16 protein-coding genes are annotated in these 22,849 nt (G+C 44.0%); 12 read left to right on the top strand and 4 right to left on the bottom strand.

The window, feature by feature from the left end:
• Positions 1–249 precede the first annotated feature (249 nt).
• The 3 genes from UYC_RS0110535 (at position 250) to UYC_RS0110545 (ending at position 2,292) form a co-directional block, all read left to right on the top strand.
• On the top strand, positions 250–729 hold the full coding sequence (locus UYC_RS0110535) for a tetratricopeptide repeat protein (RefSeq protein WP_016876969.1): 480 nt from the start codon (positions 250–252) through the stop codon (positions 727–729).
• Positions 730–1,103: 374 nt separating this feature from the next.
• Positions 1,104–1,409 carry a 30S ribosomal protein S20 gene (gene rpsT, locus UYC_RS0110540; protein ID WP_016876968.1) on the top strand — a complete coding sequence of 102 codons (306 nt, stop codon included), beginning with the start codon at positions 1,104–1,106 and terminating at the stop codon, positions 1,407–1,409.
• 97 nt (positions 1,410–1,506) lie between these two features.
• Positions 1,507–2,292 (top strand): TatD family hydrolase, encoded by a 786-nt coding sequence (locus UYC_RS0110545; protein WP_026087628.1) that lies wholly within the window; start codon positions 1,507–1,509, stop codon positions 2,290–2,292.
• A gap of 406 nt (positions 2,293–2,698) precedes the next feature.
• Here the strand turns inward: UYC_RS0110545 and UYC_RS0110550 are convergent, their stop codons facing one another.
• Positions 2,699–2,956 (bottom strand): hypothetical protein, encoded by a 258-nt coding sequence (locus tag UYC_RS0110550; protein WP_016876966.1) that lies wholly within the window; start codon positions 2,954–2,956, stop codon positions 2,699–2,701.
• 38 nt (positions 2,957–2,994) lie between these two features.
• Between UYC_RS0110550 and rpoB the strand changes: the two genes are divergently transcribed.
• The 7 genes from rpoB to UYC_RS0110585 all read left to right on the top strand — a co-directional run bounded on the left by rpoB (position 2,995) and on the right by UYC_RS0110585 (position 18,307).
• Positions 2,995–6,294: a DNA-directed RNA polymerase subunit beta gene (gene rpoB / locus UYC_RS0110555; protein ID WP_016876965.1), complete on the top strand. Its 3,300-nt coding sequence runs from the start codon at positions 2,995–2,997 to the stop codon at positions 6,292–6,294.
• A gap of 214 nt (positions 6,295–6,508) precedes the next feature.
• On the top strand, positions 6,509–8,386 hold the full coding sequence (locus UYC_RS39890; RefSeq protein ID WP_016876964.1) for a DNA-directed RNA polymerase subunit gamma: 1,878 nt from the start codon (positions 6,509–6,511) through the stop codon (positions 8,384–8,386).
• Between the two features lie 55 nt (positions 8,387–8,441).
• Positions 8,442–12,497 (top strand): DNA-directed RNA polymerase subunit beta'', encoded by a 4,056-nt coding sequence (locus UYC_RS0110565; RefSeq protein ID WP_016876963.1) that lies wholly within the window; start codon positions 8,442–8,444, stop codon positions 12,495–12,497.
• Between the two features lie 725 nt (positions 12,498–13,222).
• Positions 13,223–14,536: a histidinol dehydrogenase gene (gene hisD, locus UYC_RS0110570; RefSeq protein ID WP_016876962.1), complete on the top strand. Its 1,314-nt coding sequence runs from the start codon at positions 13,223–13,225 to the stop codon at positions 14,534–14,536.
• A 217-nt stretch (positions 14,537–14,753) separates the two neighbouring features.
• Positions 14,754–15,179 (top strand): universal stress protein, encoded by a 426-nt coding sequence (locus UYC_RS0110575; RefSeq protein WP_026087627.1) that lies wholly within the window; start codon positions 14,754–14,756, stop codon positions 15,177–15,179.
• Positions 15,180–15,518: 339 nt separating this feature from the next.
• Entirely contained in the window at positions 15,519–17,735 is a 2,217-nt protein-coding gene (ppk1, locus tag UYC_RS0110580; protein ID WP_016876960.1) for a polyphosphate kinase 1, read from the top strand.
• Between the two features lie 155 nt (positions 17,736–17,890).
• A complete protein-coding gene (locus UYC_RS0110585) occupies positions 17,891–18,307 on the top strand; it encodes a response regulator (protein WP_016876959.1) in 417 nt (138 codons plus the stop codon).
• Positions 18,308–18,459: 152 nt separating this feature from the next.
• Here the strand turns inward: UYC_RS0110585 and UYC_RS0110590 are convergent, their stop codons facing one another.
• Positions 18,460–18,642, bottom strand: a complete 183-nt coding sequence (locus tag UYC_RS0110590; RefSeq protein WP_016876958.1) for a hypothetical protein — start codon at positions 18,640–18,642, stop codon at positions 18,460–18,462.
• A gap of 146 nt (positions 18,643–18,788) precedes the next feature.
• Here UYC_RS0110590 and UYC_RS0110595 point away from each other — a divergent pair, with 146 nt between their 5' ends.
• Positions 18,789–19,337, top strand: coding sequence for a DUF2854 domain-containing protein (locus UYC_RS0110595; RefSeq protein WP_016876957.1), 549 nt, complete (start codon positions 18,789–18,791; stop codon positions 19,335–19,337).
• A 130-nt stretch (positions 19,338–19,467) separates the two neighbouring features.
• On the opposite strand, the gene UYC_RS0110600 is transcribed toward UYC_RS0110595, so the two are convergent.
• Positions 19,468–19,728 carry a CRR7 family NDH-1 assembly protein gene (locus UYC_RS0110600; RefSeq protein WP_016876956.1) on the bottom strand — a complete coding sequence of 87 codons (261 nt, stop codon included), beginning with the start codon at positions 19,726–19,728 and terminating at the stop codon, positions 19,468–19,470.
• A gap of 708 nt (positions 19,729–20,436) precedes the next feature.
• Between UYC_RS0110600 and UYC_RS0110610 the strand changes: the two genes are divergently transcribed.
• The gene (locus UYC_RS0110610; RefSeq protein ID WP_016876954.1) at positions 20,437–21,474 is read left to right on the top strand and encodes a response regulator; all 1,038 of its coding nucleotides are present in this window, start codon (positions 20,437–20,439) and stop codon (positions 21,472–21,474) included.
• A gap of 236 nt (positions 21,475–21,710) precedes the next feature.
• Here UYC_RS0110610 and UYC_RS0110620 read toward each other — a convergent pair whose 3' ends face one another.
• Positions 21,711–22,787, bottom strand: a complete 1,077-nt coding sequence (locus tag UYC_RS0110620) for a tetratricopeptide repeat protein (protein ID WP_016876952.1) — start codon at positions 22,785–22,787, stop codon at positions 21,711–21,713.
• Positions 22,788–22,849: the final 62 nt, after the last annotated feature.

Here is a 22,849-nt window from a genome sequence, read left to right on the forward strand (position 1 = left end):
GGTAAAATTTTTCATGCTTGATTCTGCCCAAAGCATTCCGTATCCTAGACAAAATTTTGTTTAGCCCTAATCTCTAAATTAAGAATATTAAATTAAAAATTGTTGAATAATTAGCCCAATTTGGGTGATTTTGATGGAAAATTCTCTCTCATAATTTAGTTTAGTTAGGTTTCTGAGTAATCTTGAACCTCGTTGGAGGTGAGCCTACAAAGTGACATCTTAATACAGTGTTTTGGGGAGGAATAGACCATGAGCAAGCTCAAACACCTTTGGATTATCCTGGCGTCTTTAGTACCGTTAACAAGTTTGAGCAATAAGGCTCAGGCACAGTTCGATCCTTTCATCTCCCAACCACAGATGCCACCTCCAATAAATGCACCAGCAATGTCGATAGAGCAGCAAATGCGAGATCGGATAGAACGTCAAAGAGTAACTCCAGTTCCCAATTCAATCAGCAATCCCAAACTTGCGACTGCTTATGTCAAAGATGGTTTTGAACACTATAATCGAGGAGAGTACCAGAAAGCCGTCTCAGCTTATAATTTAGCACTCTACTACAACTCAAGTTATGCCGTTGCTTATCTTGGCCGTGCTATGGCTTTGAGAAAATTAGGAGATAAACACAATGCTTTTTTGGATGCTCGCAGAGCATCCCATTGGTCTCGCCAGCAGGGAAATATGAAAGTTCTTAATGCGGCAGAAAGATTTAAGCGCGTAATATATAGGTAATACCGAGTCCCAAGAAAACCGCGGTTAGCTTTAGCTGACGTAAGTGTATAATCACAGTTACCGTAATCTAGTCAAATTCCCAAAATCAGAGCAATTAAAAAGGAATTGGTGAAGCGAAAAATTCTTAAATCTTTAACTGCTACTTGGGAAAAAAGAAAAATTTATTGCATCAATTTCAGGCATCCATAATATCCCAACCCATTCTCAGATGTGGAGTCACTACCCACACTTGTGGCGGCACTAGACCTAGATTGGGTAGGTTAGAAGACTCAAGCACAACTTTTTTTTCGGCAATCCTAACATTGGCGTTCTGGATGCTATATTAGTAAGTCTAGTAGTGTGTGTACATATATATAGTCTTTCTGGAATTGACTGTGGCGAATACAAAGTCTGCTCTGAAACGCGCCCAAATCGCAGAACGCAATCGTTTGCGCAATAAATCCTATAAATCAGCAGTGAAGACGCTGATGAAAAAATACCTTGCTGCTGTTGACACCTATGCAGCCAACCCTACCCCTGAAGCCAAGCAAGAAGCATTGGCTCGGATGTCCGAAGCTTACAGCAAAATCGATAAAGCCGTGAAGCGAGGTGTCCTTCATCCCAACAACGGAGCTAGAAAAAAATCAAGATTAGCTCGTAAATTAAAAGCCCATACCCAAGCAGCAGCAACTGCACAATAGTCAAAAGTCAAAAGTCAACGGTCAAAAGTCAATTAAATCCGGACTAATGACTGATGACTAATGACTAATGATTCATGGCTAATGACTAATGACTAAAATGCAGCTGATTGACACCCACGTTCACATCAACTTTGACCTTTTTCAGTCAGACTTAGAGGCAGTACGATCGCGATGGCAAGAGGCAGGTGTGGTGCGTTTAGTACACTCCTGTGTTGAGCCAACAGAATTTTCTAGTATTCAAGCTCTAGCTCAACGTTTTCCCGAAATTAGCTTTGCTGTGGGGTTACATCCTTTAGATGCAGATAAATGGCATCATCAAATCCCAGAGGAAATCAAATCTTTAGCTTGTTCCGATTCTAAAGTAGTAGCAATTGGAGAGACAGGGCTGGACTTTTACAAAGCTGATAACTACGAACATCAAATTATGGTGTTTGAAGCCCAGCTTGCGATCGCGACAGAACTCAATTTACCAGTGATTATCCACTGCCGTAATGCAGCGGCAGAGGTAAGACAGGTGCTGGAAAAATGGAAAAATCTCCAAGGCGAAAGTTTGCGGGGTGTAATGCACTGCTGGGGCGGAACACCACAAGAGACTCAATGGTTTGTTGACTTAGGCTTTTACATTAGCTTTAGCGGCACCGTTACCTTCAAAAACGCCAAGCCCATCCAAGAATCTGCCGTGACGGTGAGAAGCGATCGCCTGTTAATCGAAACAGATTGTCCGTTTTTAGCTCCAGTTCCCAAACGAGGCGAACGACGCAACGAGCCTGCTTACGTTCGTTATGTAGCCGAACAGGTAGCTCGTCTGAGGGGGGAAACGACAGATGCGATCGCATCTGTTACTACTCAAAATGCCTGTAAATTATTTGGCTTGGCACTATAAAAATGCAGCTACGGGTATATTCTGAAAGATGTCGGAGAAAAAGATTATTTATTAGGGGGCAAAAATATGATAATATTATTGCCTCCAAAACAGGTTTCCTTACGCCATAATGTTTAAGGAGGCAACAGCTAACATTTGTGTTTGAGTTGTACCAATTGGGCTTAACTACCCTCCCCATGTCTAGAGACAATGCTACAAATCTATGACAAGCCTTTTCCACAGTAGGTAGAGAAGATATTTAGTTTTGAGGCAGCGGAAATCTAAATTTAAAGCAATACAAATTTATTTTATAAAAGTAATTTCCCTGTGAGTACCACCCGTCAAAATCAAGCTACACGCACACAACAGCAAGCTTGGCACATTATTCCCTCAGTATTAGAATATCATCGCTCACGATAGAAAGACATCAAACTCGATGGAAGGCAACAGCAAAAGAACTGCGTAGCTGAAACAGCGCGGTTTTGGAGGGTGAAGTGAGGAAAGCAAAACATATTTTGGCAAAGCTAAACCAGCTGTTCGTAAAAATTAAGCAAATCACCAAATCTTGGCAACTGTTGCCCTTAAGGTGGTCAATTGCCCTCTTGCCAAAATCGCTTTTCCCAGGTCTAATTACTCCGTTTGCCTGCACCTGCACCCAGCAGGTGGTGTAAGGAGAAGTTCCCACACACCCACAATTTTAACCAGGTTGACAAAGGTAGAGGCATGACTAACGAAACTATTATGGAACCCGCCTTTTTGTTGCCCGACTTGATTGAGATCCAGCGTTCTAGTTTTCGCTGGTTCTTAGAGGAAGGGCTGATCGAAGAACTTAACTCCTTTAGTCCGATTACTGACTATACTGGCAAACTCGAACTGCATTTTCTGGGTCAGAACTACAAACTCAAGGAGCCAAAGTACAGCGTTGAAGAAGCGAAAAGGCGGGATAGCACTTATGCTGTCCAAATGTATGTACCCACACGTTTAATTAATAAAGAAACGGGGGAAATTAAAGAACAAGAAGTATTTATCGGAGATCTGCCTCTGATGACAGAGCGCGGTACGTTTATTATTAACGGTGCCGAGCGTGTAATTGTCAACCAGATTGTGCGATCGCCTGGAGTATACTACAAATCCGAAATTGACAAAAACGGGCGGCGTACTTATTCAGCTAGTTTAATTCCGAACCGGGGAGCATGGCTGAAATTTGAAACAGACCGTAACGACTTAGTATGGGTTCGCATCGACAAAACCCGCAAACTCTCAGCTCAGGTGTTGCTGAAAGCTCTGGGTTTGTCAGATAACGAAATCTTTGATGCCCTGCGCCACCCAGAGTATTTCCAAAAAACGATTGAAAAAGAAGGGCAATTCTCCGAAGAAGAAGCTTTGATGGAGTTGTATCGCAAGCTACGCCCTGGTGAACCACCTACAGTTTTGGGCGGACAACAACTCCTTGACTCCCGCTTTTTCGATCCCAAACGCTACGACTTGGGACGTGTCGGAAGATACAAACTTAACAAAAAATTGCGCCTGCAAGTGCCAGAAACAGTGCGGGTACTTACCCCCCAAGACATCTTGGCCGCGGTAGATTACCTGATTAACTTAGAATACGATATTGGTAGCACAGACGACATTGACCACCTCGGAAATCGCCGAGTCAGAAGCGTCGGCGAACTCCTACAAAACCAGGTAAGAGTAGGCTTAAATCGCCTGGAGAGAATCATCCGGGAAAGAATGACCGTATCTGATGCCGAAGTCTTGACACCCGCTTCCTTAGTTAACCCCAAACCTTTAGTAGCGGCAATTAAAGAATTCTTCGGCTCCAGCCAATTATCCCAGTTCATGGATCAAACCAACCCCTTAGCAGAATTGACCCACAAACGTCGGCTTTCTGCCCTGGGCCCTGGTGGTTTAACTCGCGAACGCGCTGGCTTTGCCGTGCGAGACATTCACCCCTCCCACTACGGACGTATTTGTCCCATCGAAACACCAGAAGGGCCAAACGCTGGTTTGATTGGTTCTCTCGCAACCCATGCGCGGGTAAACCAGTATGGTTTCTTAGAAACACCTTTCCGTCCTGTAGAAAATGGGCGTGTCAGATTTGACTTGCAACCAGTCTACATGACTGCCGACGAAGAAGATGACTTCCGGGTGGCAGCAGGAGACGCGCCAATTGATGAAAACGGTCACCTGATCGGGCCGCAAGTACCTGTACGCTATCGTCAGGATTGGGCAACCACCACACCGGAACAAGTAGACTATATCGCAGTCTCTCCAGTGCAAATCGTGTCGGTAGCTACGAGCATGATTCCCTTTTTGGAACATGACGACGCCAACCGCGCTTTGATGGGATCGAACATGCAAAGGCAAGCAGTACCCCTGCTTAAACCAGAGCGTCCATTGGTAGGAACTGGCTTAGAAGCACAAGGAGCGCGGGACTCCGGGATGGTGATTATCAGCCGCACCGATGGAGAAGTCACCTACGTAGATGCCACCAAGATTCGCGTGCGTCCCAAACCCAATACTCCCGAACAAGAGTACGTACTTTCTAAGTACCAGCGTTCTAACCAAGACACCTGCCTCAACCAAAAACCATTAGTACGGATTGGTGAGCGGGTTGTAGCTGGTCAAGTCTTGGCGGATGGCTCCTCTACCGAAGGCGGGGAGTTAGCACTAGGTCAAAATATTATCGTCGCCTATATGCCTTGGGAAGGCTACAACTACGAAGACGCGATTTTAATTTCCGAAAGACTGGTACAGGATGATATCTACACTTCAATTCACATTGAAAAATATGAAATTGAAGCCAGACAGACAAAACTCGGCCCAGAAGAAATCACCAGAGAAATTCCCAACGTTGGTGAAGATGCGCTGCGAAATTTGGATGAGCAGGGAATTATCCGCATCGGTGCATGGGTGGAAGCTGGAGATATCTTAGTAGGTAAAGTTACCCCGAAAGGTGAATCTGACCAACCGCCAGAAGAAAAACTGCTGCGAGCAATCTTCGGTGAAAAGGCCAGAGATGTACGGGATAACTCCCTGCGCGTACCCAACGGAGAAAAAGGACGCGTAGTTGATGTACGTCTTTTTACCCGCGAGCAAGGTGATGAATTGCCACCAGGAGCCAACATGGTGGTGCGGGTTTATGTAGCTCAGAAGCGCAAAATCCAAGTTGGTGACAAAATGGCAGGACGCCACGGAAATAAAGGGATTATTTCCAAGATTTTGCCAATGGAAGATATGCCCTACTTACCCGATGGCTCACCAGTAGATATTGTGCTAAACCCCTTGGGCGTACCCAGCCGGATGAACGTCGGTCAAGTATTTGAGTGTCTATTGGGTTGGGCTGGTCAAAACATGGGAGTGCGGTTTAAGATTACGCCTTTTGACGAAATGTACGGCGAAGAAGCATCCCGTTCGATAGTACACGGCAAATTACAAGAAGCCAGAGACGAAACAGGTAGAAACTGGGTATTTAACCCGGACGATCCCGGCAAAATCTTAGTGTATGACGGACGTACTGGCGAACCCTTTGACCGTCCGGTGACTGTGGGTGTGGCTTATATGCTGAAGTTGGTACACCTAGTAGACGACAAGATCCACGCTCGTTCTACAGGCCCTTATTCCTTGGTTACCCAACAGCCCTTGGGTGGAAAAGCACAACAAGGTGGACAGCGGTTTGGAGAAATGGAAGTGTGGGCATTGGAAGCCTTTGGTGCAGCTTACACCTTGCAAGAGTTGCTCACAGTCAAATCTGACGATATGCAAGGACGTAACGAAGCATTGAATGCGATCGTCAAAGGTAAAGCAATTCCTCGACCAGGAACACCAGAGTCCTTCAAGGTGTTGATGCGAGAATTGCAATCTTTAGGATTGGATATTGCCGTCCACAAAGTGGAGACGCAATCAGATGGCAGTACCGTAGATGCGGAAGTTGATTTGATGGCAGATAATAACGCCCGTCGCACACCTCCACGACCAACCTATGAATCTTTAAGCCGGGAGTCACTGGAAGAAGAAGAGTAAATAGGGACTAGGGACTGGGGACAAGGGGACAAGGGGACAAGGGGACAAGGAGAAGAATTTTTCCTTACTCTCCCCCTCCTCTTCCTAGCCCCTAGCCTAAGCGCCTCTAGCCCCTAATCCTAACCCTTGAAAAACTGAATACTCCTACTAGCACGGCTTGCAATGCCCGTGCAAATTAAGTGAATTTATAACTTAGAACGCAGCACTAAAACAGATGAGACACGCCCAAACTAATCAGTTTGACTACGTAAAAATCGGTTTGGCATCGCCAGAACGTATTCGTCAGTGGGGTGAGAGAACACTGCCTAACGGTCAACTTGTCGGTGAGGTTACCAAGCCTGAGACAATTAACTACCGGACTCTCAAGCCAGAAATGGATGGCTTATTTTGTGAGCGCATTTTTGGCCCTGCTAAAGATTGGGAATGTCACTGCGGTAAGTATAAAAGAGTACGCCATCGTGGTATCGTTTGCGAACGCTGTGGGGTAGAAGTCACAGAATCGCGAGTTCGCCGTCACCGGATGGGCTACATTAAACTTGCTGCACCTGTAGCCCACGTTTGGTATCTCAAAGGAATTCCCAGTTATATTTCGATCCTGCTGGATATGCCCCTGCGGGATGTCGAGCAAATTGTATATTTCAATTCTTATGTCGTACTTAGTCCTGGTAATGCTGAAACTTTAACTTACAAACAGCTACTTAGTGAAGACCAGTGGCTGGAAATTGAGGATCAGATTTACAGCGAAGATTCTACATTGCAGGGTGTTGAGGTAGGCATTGGTGCGGAGGCACTGCTGCGCCTGCTGGCTGATATCAATTTAGAACAAGAAGCAGAAAGCTTGCGGGAGGAAATCACCACTGCCAAAGGTCAAAAGCGAGCAAAGCTAATTAAGCGTCTGCGGGTGATTGACAACTTTATAGCCACAGGCTCTAAGCCAGAATGGATGGTGATGACGGTAATTCCTGTTATTCCCCCAGATTTGCGTCCGATGGTGCAGCTAGATGGTGGACGGTTTGCTACCAGTGACTTAAACGATTTATATCGGCGCGTAATTAACCGTAATAATCGTCTGGCACGCCTGCAAGAAATTTTGGCTCCAGAAATTATCGTTCGCAACGAAAAGCGGATGCTTCAAGAAGCAGTAGACGCTTTAATTGATAATGGACGTCGCGGACGGACAGTGGTAGGGGCAAATAATCGACCACTGAAGTCATTGTCAGACATTATTGAAGGTAAACAAGGGCGTTTCCGGCAAAACTTGTTGGGTAAACGGGTAGACTACTCCGGACGTTCCGTAATTGTGGTAGGGCCAAAGCTGAACATCCACCAGTGTGGTTTGCCACGGGAAATGGCAATCGAGCTATTCCAGCCGTTTGTCATCCACCGCTTAATTCGCAGCGGCATGGTGAACAATATTAAAGCCGCGAAAAAATTGATTTCTCGCTCCGATCCCAGTGTTTGGGATGTATTGGAAGAAGTAATTGAGGGACACCCTGTTTTGCTCAACCGTGCCCCTACCTTACACCGTTTGGGTATTCAAGCTTTTGAACCAATTTTAGTGGAAGGAAGAGCAATCCAATTACACCCACTCGTATGTCCGGCATTTAACGCTGACTTTGATGGTGACCAAATGGCGGTACACGTACCCTTATCTTTGGAAAGTCAGGCGGAAGCGCGATTGTTGATGCTGGCTTCTAATAATATTTTGTCACCAGCTACAGGTAGACCAATTATCACGCCCAGCCAAGATATGGTCTTGGGAGCCTATTATTTAACTGCGGAAAATCCCCATGCCAAAAAGGGCGCAGGACGGTACTTTGCTTCCTTAGATGATGTAATTATGGCTTACGAGCAAGAGCAAGTCGATTTGCACGCCTATGTTTACGTCCGCTATGAGGGCGAAATGGAGGCAGATCAACCAGATCATGAGCCACGAGAAGTCATTGAAAATAGTGATGGGACTCGGACTTTGTTGTATAAGTATCGTCGAGTCAGAGAAGATGCTCAAGGAAATGTAATTACACAGTATATATACACTACGCCAGGTCGCGTAATTTACAATAAAGCGATTCAGGAAGCGCTGGCCAGCTAATAGTTAATAGCTAGTAGCTCATAGTACTCAGCAATTAGCAATGGATTAACAACAAATGACTAACGACAAAATGATTTTCCGCAACCGTGTTGTTGACAAAGGCCAACTGCGAAATCTAATTTCTTGGGCATTTACGCATTACGGTACAGCGCGGACGGCGGTGATGGCAGATAAGCTCAAAGATTTAGGCTTCCGCTACGCTACCAAAGCTGGAGTTTCAATTAGCGTGGAAGATTTGATGGTGCCTCCTTCCAAGCGATCGCTACTCGAAGCCGCAGAAGCAGAAATTCGCGCTACAGAAGAACGTTATCAACGCGGTGAAATTACGGAAGTGGAGCGTTTCCAGAAAGTAATTGATACCTGGAACGGAACATCGGAAGCCCTCAAAGACGAAGTTGTCACCCACTTCAAAAAGACTAATCCCCTTAACTCCGTGTACATGATGGCATTTTCTGGAGCTAGGGGTAATATCTCCCAGGTACGACAATTGGTGGGAATGCGCGGACTGATGGCCGATCCGCAAGGAGAAATTATCGACTTGCCGATTAAAACTAACTTCCGCGAAGGACTGACCGTCACCGAATATATTATTTCCTCTTACGGTGCGCGTAAAGGGTTGGTAGATACAGCCTTGCGGACAGCAGACTCTGGTTATTTGACCCGTCGTCTGGTAGATGTTTCCCAGGACGTAATTATCCGGGAAATTGACTGCGGTACTACTAGAGGCATTCCCTTACGGGCAATGAGAGAAGGCGACAAAACCATGATTAACCTTGGTACTCGCCTGATGGGAAGAGTGGTTGGAGAAGATGTGATCCATCCCACGACCAAAGAAGTAATTGCACCACGAAATACCCCTATTTCCGACGATCTAGCCAAAGCAATTGAAAAAGCCGGAGTGACTGAGGTTGTTGTCCGATCGCCTCTAACTTGTGAAGCGGCGCGATCAGTCTGCCAACATTGCTATGGCTGGAGTCTAGCCCATGCCAAAATGGTGGATCTGGGTGAAGCCGTGGGTATTATTGCTGCCCAAAGTATCGGTGAACCCGGTACCCAGTTGACAATGCGTACTTTCCACACTGGCGGTGTATTTACTGGAGAAGTTGCCAGACAAGTACGGGCAGAAATGGATGGTACAGTTCGCTTTCCCAAGAGAATGCGGACAAGAGCCTATCGTACCCGTCACGGGGAAGACGCCTTGTATGTGGAAGCCAACGCCACTTTGGTTTTGGAATCTCCTAAAGATAGCTCCCAAGCCAACAAAGAAATCCCCGTTACTCAAGGGTCTACACTGTATGTTATCGACGGGCAACAGGTGAAGTTGGGGCAGTTAATCGCAGAAGTAGCGATCGGTGGACGCACTACTCGTGCCAATACAGAAAAAGCAGTTAAAGATGTAGTTTCTGACTTGGCAGGTGAAGTAAAATTTGCCGAACTGGTAGCAGAACAAAAAACTGACCGTCAAGGCAATACCACAACAACTGCTACACGGGGTGGTTTGATCTGGATTCTCTCAGGTGAAGTTTATAACTTACCACCAGGAGCCGAATTAGTAGTCAAAGAAAATGACACTATAGATAGTAACGGCGTCTTGGCAGAAACTAAGTTAACCACTCAACATGGTGGAGTGGTGCGCTTGCCAGAAGCAATACCTGGCAAATCTACACGGGAAATTGAAATTATTACCGCTTCTGTTGTTTTAGACCAGGCAACAGTCACCGTCCAAAGCTCCCAAGGTAAGAATAATTACTTGGTAACTACTGGTAACAACCAAGTTTTTAACCTGCGAGCAACTCCAGGAACCAAAGTTCAAAATGGTCAGGTGGTAGCTGAGTTGATTGATGACCGCTATCGCACTACTACTGGAGGTATGCTCAAATACGCTGGTGTCGATGTCCAGAAAAAAGGTAAAGCCAAGCAAGGTTATGAAGTTGTGCAAGGAGGCACGCTGCTGTGGATTCCTGAAGAAACCCACGAAGTCAACAAAGATATCTCCTTGTTATTGGTAGAAGACGGTCAGTTTTTAGAAGCTGGTACAGAGGTAGTTAAAGATATCTTCTGTCAAAACAGCGGTGTGATTGAAGTCACGCAGAAAAATGACATTTTGCGGGAAGTAGTGATTAAGCCGGGAGAACTGCTGATGGTAGACGATCCAGAAGCAGTGATGAGCAAAGATAACACCTTTGTTCAGCCTGGAGAAGAATTTATGGGACAAGTCTTCAACGACTTGCGATATATTCAGTACGTAGAAACTCCAGAAGGCCCCGCGCTGCTTTCTCGTCCTGTGGTTGAGTTTCCTGTACCCAACCAGCCTGATGTGCCATCAACTACATCTGTCAGCCAACAAACCGGGCGTTCGATTCAGTTGCGTGCAGTGCAGCGCTTGCCTTACAAAGATTCTGAGCGTGTCAGATCGGTTGAAGGCGTAGAACTATTGCGAACCCAGCTCGTACTGGAAATTGAACAAGAAGGCGAACAAGAACACACTTCTTCTCCCTTGGCAGCAGATATTGAGTTAGTAGCCGATCCCAGCGACCCAGAAATTCAACGCTTGCAACTGGTGATTTTGGAATCTTTAACAGTTCGTCGAGATATCGCTGCTGATGCCACTCAAGGAAGTACTCATACTACCCTTGAAGTTGAAGACGGACAAACTATCGCCCCTGGTTCTGTTGTCGCTCGTACCCAAATTTTATGTAAAGAAGGCGGGATTGTGCGAGGCGTCAAAAAAGGTACGGAAGCCGTTCGTCGCTGCTTAGTATTGCGTCGTCACACCGATATGGTCACGATTAATGCTACTGTCCAACCCAAAGTTAAGGCGGGTGACTTGGTGGTAGAAGGTGCAGAAATTGCTCCTGGCATCTTTACTGAAGAATCGGGGCAAGTTGTATCAGTCAAAGCCGCAGGAGCTGGAGGAGCAGAGGCTACTACCTCTTCTTCCCTTGCCCCTGCCACTTGGGAAGTCACTGTTCGCGTCGGTCGTCCCTATCGCGTCAGTGCTGGTGCAGTGTTGCAGGTAGAAGATGGAGACTTGGTACAGCGCGGCGATAACTTGGTGTTATTGGTATTTGAGCGGGCTAAGACCGGAGATATCATTCAAGGTTTGCCCAGGATTGAGGAACTACTCGAAGCTCGAAAGCCAAAAGAAGCGTGTATTTTAGCAAAACGGGCGGGAGAAGTCAAGGTAGTTTATGGCGATGGCGATGAGGCGATCGCGGTAAAAGTGATCGAATCCAATGGCGTAGTCACAGATTACACTATGGGGCCAGGACAGAACTTAGTAGTTACAGATGGACAAACAGTAAGTGCGGGACAGACGCTGACAGACGGGCCAGCCAATCCCCACGAAATCTTGGAAGTCTTCTTTAACCTGGGTTCTGAAGATGGAGTATATGCCTGTGCTAGCCATGCTTTGCAAAAAGTCCAGACTTTCCTGGTAAATGAAGTGCAGTTGGTTTATCAGTCCCAAGGTATTGATATTGCTGACAAACACATTGAAGTTATTGTCCGACAGATGACATCAAAAGTGCGGGTAGATGATGGTGGTGATACTACCATGCTGCCCGGTGAATTGGTAGAATTGCGCCAAATCGAGCAAGTCAATGAAGCAATGGCAATCACCGGTGGTGCGCGAGCACAATACACCCCTGTATTGTTAGGTATTACCAAAGCATCTTTGAATACCGATAGCTTTATTTCTGCCGCATCCTTCCAAGAGACAACACGCGTTTTGACCGAAGCAGCAATAGAAGGAAAATCTGACTGGCTGCGCGGTTTGAAAGAAAACGTGATTATCGGACGATTGATTCCTGCTGGAACGGGCTTTAATGCTTATGAAGAACCTAGTGTAGTCGAAGATTATGCTGAGGGACTCAGCAGTGTCTTGGATGAAGTTGAAGATCCATTAGATATGGTGCTGGATGACCGTACAGCCCGCACTTACAATCTGGATAGTCCTACTTTGGGGATTGATTCGCCCTTTGGCACCAGACGTACAGATAAGTCGATCTTGGATGATGATGATGATTTGATTCCAAGTGAAATCAACGACCTCGCAGAAGATGATTTCGAGGAAGACGATTTCGAGGACGACGATTTCGAGGACGAATAAAAATAAACTAAGCTAATGTCAAACGGACGTGAGAAAGCAGTAGATGAGTAAATATTCTCACTGCTTCCTCACGTTTTGTTATTATTTGGATCTAGTCTTTGTGTCAGCCTCAACTTTTAAACACGAATCAGCAATTGGTGGCTAAATGTATGAAAGCTCCACACCTATTTTGCTTTCTCCACAAAAAATACGTTAGAATTAGGTACCTGAGTACTACGTCATAAATCACCACCGCAATCACGTGGCAGCAATAGCCTTAAATTTAGTCTGTTCCCTTGGAAATGTATCACTCTGAGGTGAGAATTTGTGAATGACTAAAATTCAAGGGTTTAAATGCAGGCACCCAACCGCTTGTGTCTGTAATCAATTCAAGCTGGTAAAGTAGATAAATAGGCAAAATTTATACTCAAATTTACTCATCTTGACAAAAGCGGCTATATGTGAAACCACACACATTCCTGCAATCTTTGGGAGATGGCAAAGTCAAAAGGTGGAAATTAGCACGTCCACTTTCTGCTCATTGCTAGATCGGTCGAAAAGTAAGTAGCCCGATCACACTATAATTTTCTTCTTGAAGAACTATGTGCTGGAAACCGTGGGAGTATCAAAAAAATCCAGGTTAAGCTAGAGAAGAGAGTTGGTGTTAGCTACCGATACCCCTTGGGGCAAGGAGCAAGACTCATTCTCAAGCGGGAATATTCTAACGTTGGCATTGTCCTTACTCCATGCTGCGAATTATTACTCAGCAGGCAGACGTCAGATCGGAACTACAAAGGATCTGCGATCGCACCCATGATGAACAGGTGCTTCACAAAGAAGCAACAGTGCGGGAAGTGTTGCAAGCCGTGAAGCGCCAAGGTGACAGAGCTGTATTGCATTACACAGCAGAATTTGACAATCAAATTCTCAAGCCAGAAGAACTGCGTGTTACAGGCGCAGAACTTGATGCAGCCTACCAACAGATCTCGCAAGAGTTACTGGAAGCAATACGGTTAGCTAGTCAGCAAATTGAAGCGTTTCACCGTCAACGAGTTCCAAAAAGCTGGGTACACTTTGGCGATGATGAAGTAGTGCTAGGCAAGCGCTATACCCCTGTAGACCGTGCGGGGATATACGTACCTGGGCGTCGCGCTGTTTACCCTAGTACGGTATTAATGAATGCAATTCCAGCAAAAGTGGCTGGAGTTGGGCGCTTGGTGATGATGACACCACCAGGAGCAGGGAAAATGATTCATCCAGCAGTCTTGGTAGCTGCCCAAGAAGTTGGAGTACAGGAAATTTATCGCGTGGGCGGAGCGCAGGCGATCGCTGCTTTAGCTTACGGAACAAAAACAATTCCAAAAGTAGATGTGATCGCAGGGCCGGGTAATATTTATGTGACCCTAGCCAAAAAACTCGTCTATGGAACAGTCGGGATTGATTCTTTGGCAGGGGCAAGCAGCGAAGTGTTAATTATTGCTGATGAAACCGCAAATCCCGTTCATGTTGCAGCCGATATGCTAGCACAAGCCGAACAAGATCCAATGGCGGCAGCAATCTTATTAACCACCGATCCGGCGCTAGCGAAGAACGTACAAGTCGCCGTGGAAAGACAGTTGGTGGATCACCCCAGACTCACCCTCACAGAGAAAGCACTTGCTCACTACGGCTTAATTGTGATTGTGGAGTCTCTAACAGCCGCAGCCGAGTTGTCCAATGAATTTGCCCCTGAACACTTAGAGTTAGAAGTAGAAGATCCTTGGGCATTATTACCACTTATTCGTCATGCCGGTGCAATTTTTATGGGTTACTCCACACCGGAAGCAGTAGGAGACTATATTGCCGGGCCTAGCCATACTTTACCTACCTCTGGTGCTGCTCGCTATACCTCGGTATTAGGAGTCGAAACTTTCCTGAAAAATTCAAGTATTATTCAGTATACCCCTACAGCCTTGAAAAAAGTGGCAGACGCAATTAATGTACTTGCAGCAATTGAAGGCTTGCCCTCTCACGCTGATTCAGTTCGACGTCGAGTTCAAAAAGAAAAACAGGACGAATAATTAAACTTTTGGCTGTGAGTTATCTTATTTGACAATCAACGACTAACCACTAACTACTAACTCTTACTTAATTATTAATTTTTCCCTAGAGTTTAGATAAAAATTAAATGATGGCGTCAAACTTAAAGTGTAAGGCTATACAACTTGAAAAAGCCATAAGAATCGCTTTAATTGTAAGCAGTTGATTATGACTACTCTTTTGGAGACACGACGAGTGGTGCTAAAGAATATTGTGGTAGCTCTAGATGCTTCAGAAATTGCCGACCGAGTAATTGAAACATTACAGGACTTGGTACTGGCAAAAGACAGTAAGGTGATTCTTTGTCATGTTTTTCCTCCTCCAGAATCAGAAATGGAGCTACCAGCTGATCGCCCCCATCCAGATTCGCCAGCACTTTCTTCTTTACAAGTCGAAAAACAGCTGCAAATATACCAAACTCAACTACCCGTCGAAAGTGAAATAGAACTTGTCAGTGGCGATCCAGCAGAAGAAATTATCCGTCTTGCTAATATTCATAAGGCTGATTTGATAGTCATTGGTAGCCGTGGACTAACCGGTATGAACCGAATTGTTCAAGGTTCTGTCAGCAGCCAAGTGGTAGAAGAAGGGCCATGTTCGGTATTAGTGGTAAAGGTAAAATAAATATTAATACAGTCTAGGGAATGACCTAGATCAATATTTTATTTGCAAAACTAATGTTGAAATGAATTCATCTGAGGTAAGATAAAAAATTTTTTCCTGAGAAGACAGGTTGCTAAAAACTCTGGGAACTGATAACCAACAATTTAAAGAATATATAAATAAATGGATCAACCTTTGCAATAGTATCCATTGCAGCTTGATTTAATTTACTATGTATGTGGTTAGACTTAGCCACAAATTACAGTAAAGCGATCGCCAAACAAGCCTTGTGGTTAATTTGCTTTTCTAAAGTCTTGATCGTCCAGTGTACGGACTGCTTTTGCCTATATTTGGGTAACCATGCCAAAATCTAAAAAAATTACAAACCAACCGATAAATCTCACCGATCCGCAATACTATCTCAATCGTGAGCTTAGTTGGTTAGAGTTTAATAATAGAGTATTACATGAAGCACTAGACCCGCGCACACCTCTTCTGGAACGTCTTAAGTTTTTGGCAATCACGAGTTCCAACCTAGATGAATTTTTCATGGTGCGGGTTGCAGCACTAAAACAACAAGTGGAAGCGAAAGTTAGCAAGTTAACTTTCGATGGTCTCACACCACAAAGACAATTAGATGAAATTAGTTTTTTTCTCCGTCCTTTAGTAGCTCAACAGCATCAACATTTTGAAAACGTACTGAGGACGCAGCTTGCACATCATGGCATCCACATTTTAGATTACATAGATTTGACAGAGAAACAAAGAAATTATTTAGACAATTATTTTGAAGAACAAATTTTTCCTGTTATTACTCCCCTTGCTGTCGATCCTAGTCATCCCTTTCCTTATATTTCCAATCTCAGCTTAAATTTAGCAGTTGTCGTCAAAAATCCTGAAACAGAAGAAGAATTATTTGCCAGAGTCAAAGTACCTAAAGTCTTGCCTCGGTTTTTGGCTTTACCACCAGAATTAGGAATTCAGCATCAGGGCAAACCATTTGTTTGGACTGGTATACCTTTGGAACAGGCGATCGCTCACAATTTAGAGTCTCTATTTCCGGGGATGAATATCCAAGAGTACCATCTGTTCCGTATTACTCGCGATGCCGATTTGGAACTGGAAGAAGATGAAGCCGACGATTTGCTGTTGGCAATAGAACAAGAACTGCGAAAACGGCGCGTTGGCGGTACTCCGGTGCGGATGGAAATTAAATCTGAAACTCCAGCAGCCATACGCGATCGCTTGCTAGAAGATTTGGAATTAACAGAAAATGATGTTTACGAAGTAGACGGGCTTTTGGGATTGCGGGATTTAATGTATTTTATGTCATTGCCCCTACCAGAACTTAAAGATCCGCCTTGGCAATCTGTCGTTCATCCCCGCCTGCAACGAATTCGCGAACCCAACATCGTTGGTACAGAAGTACGAGAAATAGAGGAAGGCAAAGACTTTTTTGCCGTGATTCGGGAACGGGATTTGCTCGTACACCATCCCTATCAATCCTTCTCCGCATCAGTAGTCAGATTTATTACCACTGCTGCCCACGATCCAAATGTGCTGGCAATCAAGATGACTCTTTATCGCACCTCTGGAGACTCACCAATAGTCAATGCCTTAATTGCTGCTGCCGAAAATGGCAAACAGGTGTCTGTATTGGTAGAACTTAAAGCCAGGTTTGATGAAGAGAACAATATTTATTGGGCAAGACGTTTAGAAAGTGTCGGAGTTCATGTTGTCTACGGTCTGGTAGGACTCAAAACCCACAGTAAAATTGTCATGGTGGTGCGGCGCGAACAAGAACGCATCCGCCGTTACGTGCATATCGGGACTGGTAATTATAATCCAAAAACTGCCAGGCTTTACACAGACTTGGGATTGTTCAGCTGCCGAGAAGAATTAGGAGCTGATGTTACAGATGTATTCAATTTCTTAACTGGTTATTCGCTGCAAAAATCTTATCGGCAAATTTTGGTTGCGCCTGTAAATATGCGCGATCGCCTTTTGAGCCTCATCCATCGAGAAATCGAGAATGCTCAAAAAGGAAATTCTGGGCGAATTGTAGCCAAAATGAACTCTTTAGTCGATCCACAAATCATTGCTACTTTATACGAGGCATCTCGCGTTGGAGTAAAAATTGATTTAATTGTGCGGGGTATTTGCTGTTTGCGTCCGGGATTGAAAGATATCAGCGAAAATATTCGCGTTATTAGTATTATTGGTCGGTTTTTAGAACACTCCCGCATTTTTTATTTTTATAATAATGGGCAAGAAGAAATTTATATTGGCAGTGCTGATTGGATGCCCCGCAATCTCGATCGCCGCGTGGAAGTAGTGACTCCAGTACAAGATCCAGATATTGCTAAAGATTTGCAAGAAATTTTAGGCATAATGTTAGCAGATAACCGCCAAGCCTGGGAACTACAAGCCGATGGCAGCTACATCCAAAGACATCCTGGCGAAGATTGCCCAGAAACTAGCTCGCAAAAAATTCTCATGTCTATGGCATTAAACTCAACAGCGATCGCCTCAACTCTAATTAATTCAAAAAAAAGTTCTGTATCCCTTGACAGTTAAACCTCCATTTTTAGTCTAAAGTTCCCATGTAGATATTCAATAATCGTAGATATAAATTAGCTAATTGCGATTTATTCAACCATAGGATAGAGTCAAGTTTCATAGATGTTCTCATAAACTATAAAAGTTGTTGTACATCTGTTTTTGTTCCTTGGATGTTAATGTTGTCTTGTGAGTCTTCTACCTTGCGTGTTTTAGTGGTTGACGATCACGAACTAACTCGTTTAACCCTACAATTAATCTTGTCTGCCCAGGAAAAAATTCAAGTAGTAGGTTTAGCCTCTAACGGTCAAGAAGCAATAGAAATGGTTCAGCGCTACCAGCCTGATGTGATTGTTTTAGATTTACAGATGCCTGTGATGGATGGTTGGAGCGCGTCTAATCATATCAAGTCCATTGCTCCCAATACCCAAATTATTGCTTACTCTTCTGTAGAGGATTCTAAATTGCTCGAAGCGAAAGCAACGGGAAATTTAGATGCTTTTTGTAAGAAAGATGTACCTACTGGCGAACTAGTTACTTTGGTGAGGCAGTTAGGGCAACGGGCAACCGATGATTCAGTAACAGGATAAAATTACAGTGAACTAAATCAATGTGACCCAAGAGAAATTTTAATTTTGGGGACTTGTAAATATGAACAGAGATTTGCAAAAAGCGTCGGTAGAACCGGGGAATTATGGTTACTACCGACGTAGGTGCTTATTATTGGGTGCTTAGTTAAGGGTTAATTAGATTCTGTCTCTGGAAAAGTGCGTCTGTATTCATCAATTAACTCATCCATTTCTTCCAAAGCTTGATTGACATCTATTCTCAAACTTCCTAGATTTGGTTGCTCCAGTAAGCCTAGCAAATACTCGCGTTTATTTTGAATTTCGGTAATTCGTTCTTTGATAGTCTGTGGATCCATTGTTTTCCCGTTAGAAACTTTTCTCACATTTATTTAAAGTTAACTCAAAACCAAAAAGACTTTCGCTGCTCCTCTTCCCTAATTCTTGCGCGATCACCGATGATAATAAAACTGAGACGCTAAGAATTAGATACTAAGCTAAAGTCATGTTACGCCAAATTTCTTTGGGAACGCTGGGTTTAACAGTCGGCAGTATTCTCACCATCGTCGGTATCGTCGCCTACGCAGCTGATAATGCCACTCTTAATCTTGTCGGATTTTTTTACGGGATTCCACTGGTGCTGGGAGGATTAGCACTCAAAGCTAACGAACTTAAACCCATTCCCTACAGCAAACCGACTACGCCGCAAGTTTTGGCATTGCAGAAACAGCAAGCCACTCCTACTCAAAATAAAATTCGCAAAGATATCACCCGCTATAGTTACGGGCAGAATACTCATTTTGATCGCACGCTCTCTTACCTGGGTTTAAGTCCTTCGGAAGCAGAACAACCAGAGCTAACAGGGTTGCGAGAAGAGGAAATTAACGGAGCTTATGCTCTAACTCTAGAATTTGACTCACCACTAGTACCATTTGACCTTTGGCAACAAAAACAAGAAAAAATGACTAGTTATTTTGGCCCTGGAGTGGATGTGAAAATTACGCAAGTAGATTCAGATAAAATTGAACTGACGCTCATTACTACTGCAAAATAGTCATTAGTCAGTAGGGGCGGGTTTAGCCCGCAGAGAGTGAAGGCTAACGCGTTTATCTCGTTAAACCCGCCCGTACATTAGTCATTAGCAAATATCTACGACTATTGATTTTTGACTATTGACAACAAATTTATTTTTCTAGGCGTACTGCATACCACTGCAAATATTGCCCAAGCCCAATATTCAGTTCACAAGTGGTATCTAGTAGATATTTTGCTCTCTCTTCTACAGAATCCAGAGAACGCAGATCTGGAGATAAATCCTGAAGATTAATTGTTTGTAGAATTCCTTTTAGTTTTTCTATTAACTCCGGCGCAGTTAGGAACTGTTCTGGTTGATTCGTCTCTAACACAACAAAATATTCTTGCTGGTACATTAATGAATCGGGCATAATAGCACCTACTAGGTATAAATAAGATTTGAAATTGAAAAAATTTTATGATTGGAATTTTATTTAGTTTTAGTTTTGCTCATCCTCATAATTTTATTTTACTTATCAAGAATTGATAAACTTTAAGTTCAAATACTTGAGTATTAGTAAGATTTTACATATTTATATTATTTTAGTAATCTACCTCAGTAATGATACTAAAAAAATCATTCATTTTTTTGACAACCTGAAAGTGTAGCAGTTTCAACAATTAGCTAAAAGTCAAAAAATCTCTAACAATTTACTAACAATCCAAAATTTCTCTTTCTGCAATTCGTGTCTAAACTAACTGCGGAACTTAAAAATTCAGCTATACATTTGAAGTTTTCAAGAAAATAGCAATTTCTTGTTGGTTGTCTTGTTTATTCGTGGGAAATATAAATACTACCATTTCTCACTCTTGCTATTACTTATGAATATAAATCTACCTACCAATTTATCAATATGGGGAACTGCGCCCATTCCACTTAGGCAGTGAAACGAAAAATCAAGCATTTGGGAGAGATACAAGTATAAAAGTAGAATTCTCACCGATATATCTCGTGCTTGATGAGCAGTTATAAGAACTTTTTTGAGATAAAAACTGTCATATACGCTATATTTAGCCGTTTTTTGAAGTTTTATCAGTAAATGTTTAGCTCTAACTCTTAATTTCGCTGGAAAGCGCCCATGCCAGGCACAAGCCATTTTTCTTCGATTTCTAGCAAGCCTCCTCTGATTCTGGTGGCTGATGATGATGCGACGATGCGATTACTGTTGCGTGAAGCGATGGAACAAGAGGGTTACCGGGTAGTCGAGGTTAGCAATGGTAAAGAGTGTTTAGATGCTTACACTGTTGTCAAACCGGATTTAATTTTATTAGATGCAGTCATGCCAATCATGGATGGCTTTACCTGTTGTCAAGAGCTGCTCCACATTACCAAGAAAAATTTAGCACTAGCACTCGCATCCTTTGATAGTGGTTCTTCCCTCAGTAGCAGTTTAATTTCTATGCTATGGGATCGCACTCCAATACTGATGATTACGGGATTGGATGATGCCGACTCGGTAGATCGTGCCTTTGAGGCTGGAGCAAGCGATTTTGTGACTAAGCCAATTCATTGGGCAATGTTACGCCGACGAGTCAGAAGGCTACTCCAACAAGGGCAAGTATACAAACAGTTGGAAGCAGCTAACCAAGCTCTGCAACAACTTGCTAATGAAGATGGCTTAACTGGCGTAGCTAATCGTCGTCGCTTCGATCAGTATCTCAATTCTCAATGGTTGGAACTAGCACAGCAGCGATCGCCACTATCAATGATTTTGTGCGATATTGATTTTTTTAAACTTTACAACGATAAATACGGTCATCCAGCCGGGGATGCTTGTTTGCAAAAGGTAGCCACTGTCTTAAAAGATACAGCCCAGAAGAATCAGGATTTAGTAGCACGTTACGGTGGTGAAGAATTTGCTGTGGTTTTGCCTTGCACTCATGCATGGGGTGCTGTTCATCTGGCAGAAGCGATGCAAACTGGAGTTAGAGAATTAAAAATTCTTCATTCAGAATCTACAGTCAGTCAGTACGTCACCCTAAGTTTAGGAGTCGCCACGATCATTCCCAGTTTTGATACATCACCTTCAACTTTAATTGCAGCAGCCGATCAGGCGCTTTACCAAGCAAAAGCAGAGGGGCGCAATCGCATTAACCTCAAGCAGATGCAGCATTGATAAATATAGGTGATAGGGAACAGGGAACAGGGGACAGGAAACAGTGGGTACTGGGAAGAGGACACGGGGAAACGGAGACACGGGGACAAGGAGAGATGGGGAAGCTGGGGGAGTAAACGTGAATAACGGCAGTTGCTACAAGTCTCTTAACCCGCAAGGGCGCACTGCCTCCCCTGCTGCACCTCTCCCCCTGCTCTCTTCTTCCCTCCCCTGTTGCCCCTCCTCTTCAAGCGTCCCTAATCCCTAGTCCCCTTGACACTGGCTTTGCGCATCATTTGAGTCAGTTTGTCAACCAATAGCACTTCCTGCTTGCTGTCTTGGAGCGTGCGGGCTGCGAGAATTGCTCTTTCGTAAAAATTGCGAGCATTTTGATAATTGCCTAGTTTTTCATGCAACTGAGCATAAGACTCGAAAGATTTCAATTCTTCGCGCAGATTTCGTGATTGTTGAGCAAATGCCAATCGCTGTTGGAGTAAATCAAACGCACGCTCGTGACGCCCGACAGCGCTATGGGCGGTTACTAAACCATCTATCGCCCGCAGTTCGTTAACGCGATCGCCCTTTGATTTTGCGATCCGCAGCGCTGCCCCGTAGGTGCTAATCGTACCTTGATAATTGCCAGCTGCTAGATAAGCATCGCCTAAATTATTAAAGGTATTAGCTTCACCAATTAAATCGCCAGTTTGACGCCGGAAAGTTAAAGCATTTTCATAATGTTGAATTGCCCGATCATAATTTCCCAATCTTGCAGTTGCCAAACCCAAGTTACTCAGAGACAATCCTTGCCCTTCAAGGCTTTTGATATGACGAGCAATTTCGAGTGCTTCTGTAAAAGCTTTAGCGGAACTAGCAGGTTCTCCTTGTTGCAGCAACAACGTACCGATATTATTGAGGGCGAAAATCTGATTTTGAAAGTCTTTGACATCGCGGGCGATCGCCAGTCTTCGCCGCATTGCATCTTCTGCCTGTGAGTAACGTCCTAGTTGTAGATAGCCTTCACTCAAAAAATCGTAAATTAAACCTTGCGTTTTTAGCTCACCAATAGAATGGTAAATTTCTAATGCATTTAACCAAGAGTTGACTGCTTGATCGAAACTGCCTGAGATTCGTTGCTGTTCGCCAGTACGCAGCAAATTATCTGCTTGATCCCTTAATTCTCGTACCACCGATTTATTATTTGGACGGTGGAGTTGTTGAGTAATATCTGCTGCGGTTGCAGCGATGGGACTAAGTAAAAAAGTAAAAGCTAAAAAGTAAGCAATACTGCTTAAGTTTAAAATCGGATGCCTTAGGATAAGATACCGTTGTTTCATAAAAATTGCCCGTGTAATTGCGGTTATAAACAGAAGGTGTGGCAACAATTTATAAATTTCTT

The sequence above is a fragment of the Chlorogloeopsis fritschii PCC 6912 genome, from assembly GCF_000317285.1.
Lineage (GTDB): Bacteria > Cyanobacteriota > Cyanobacteriia > Cyanobacteriales > Nostocaceae > Chlorogloeopsis > Chlorogloeopsis fritschii.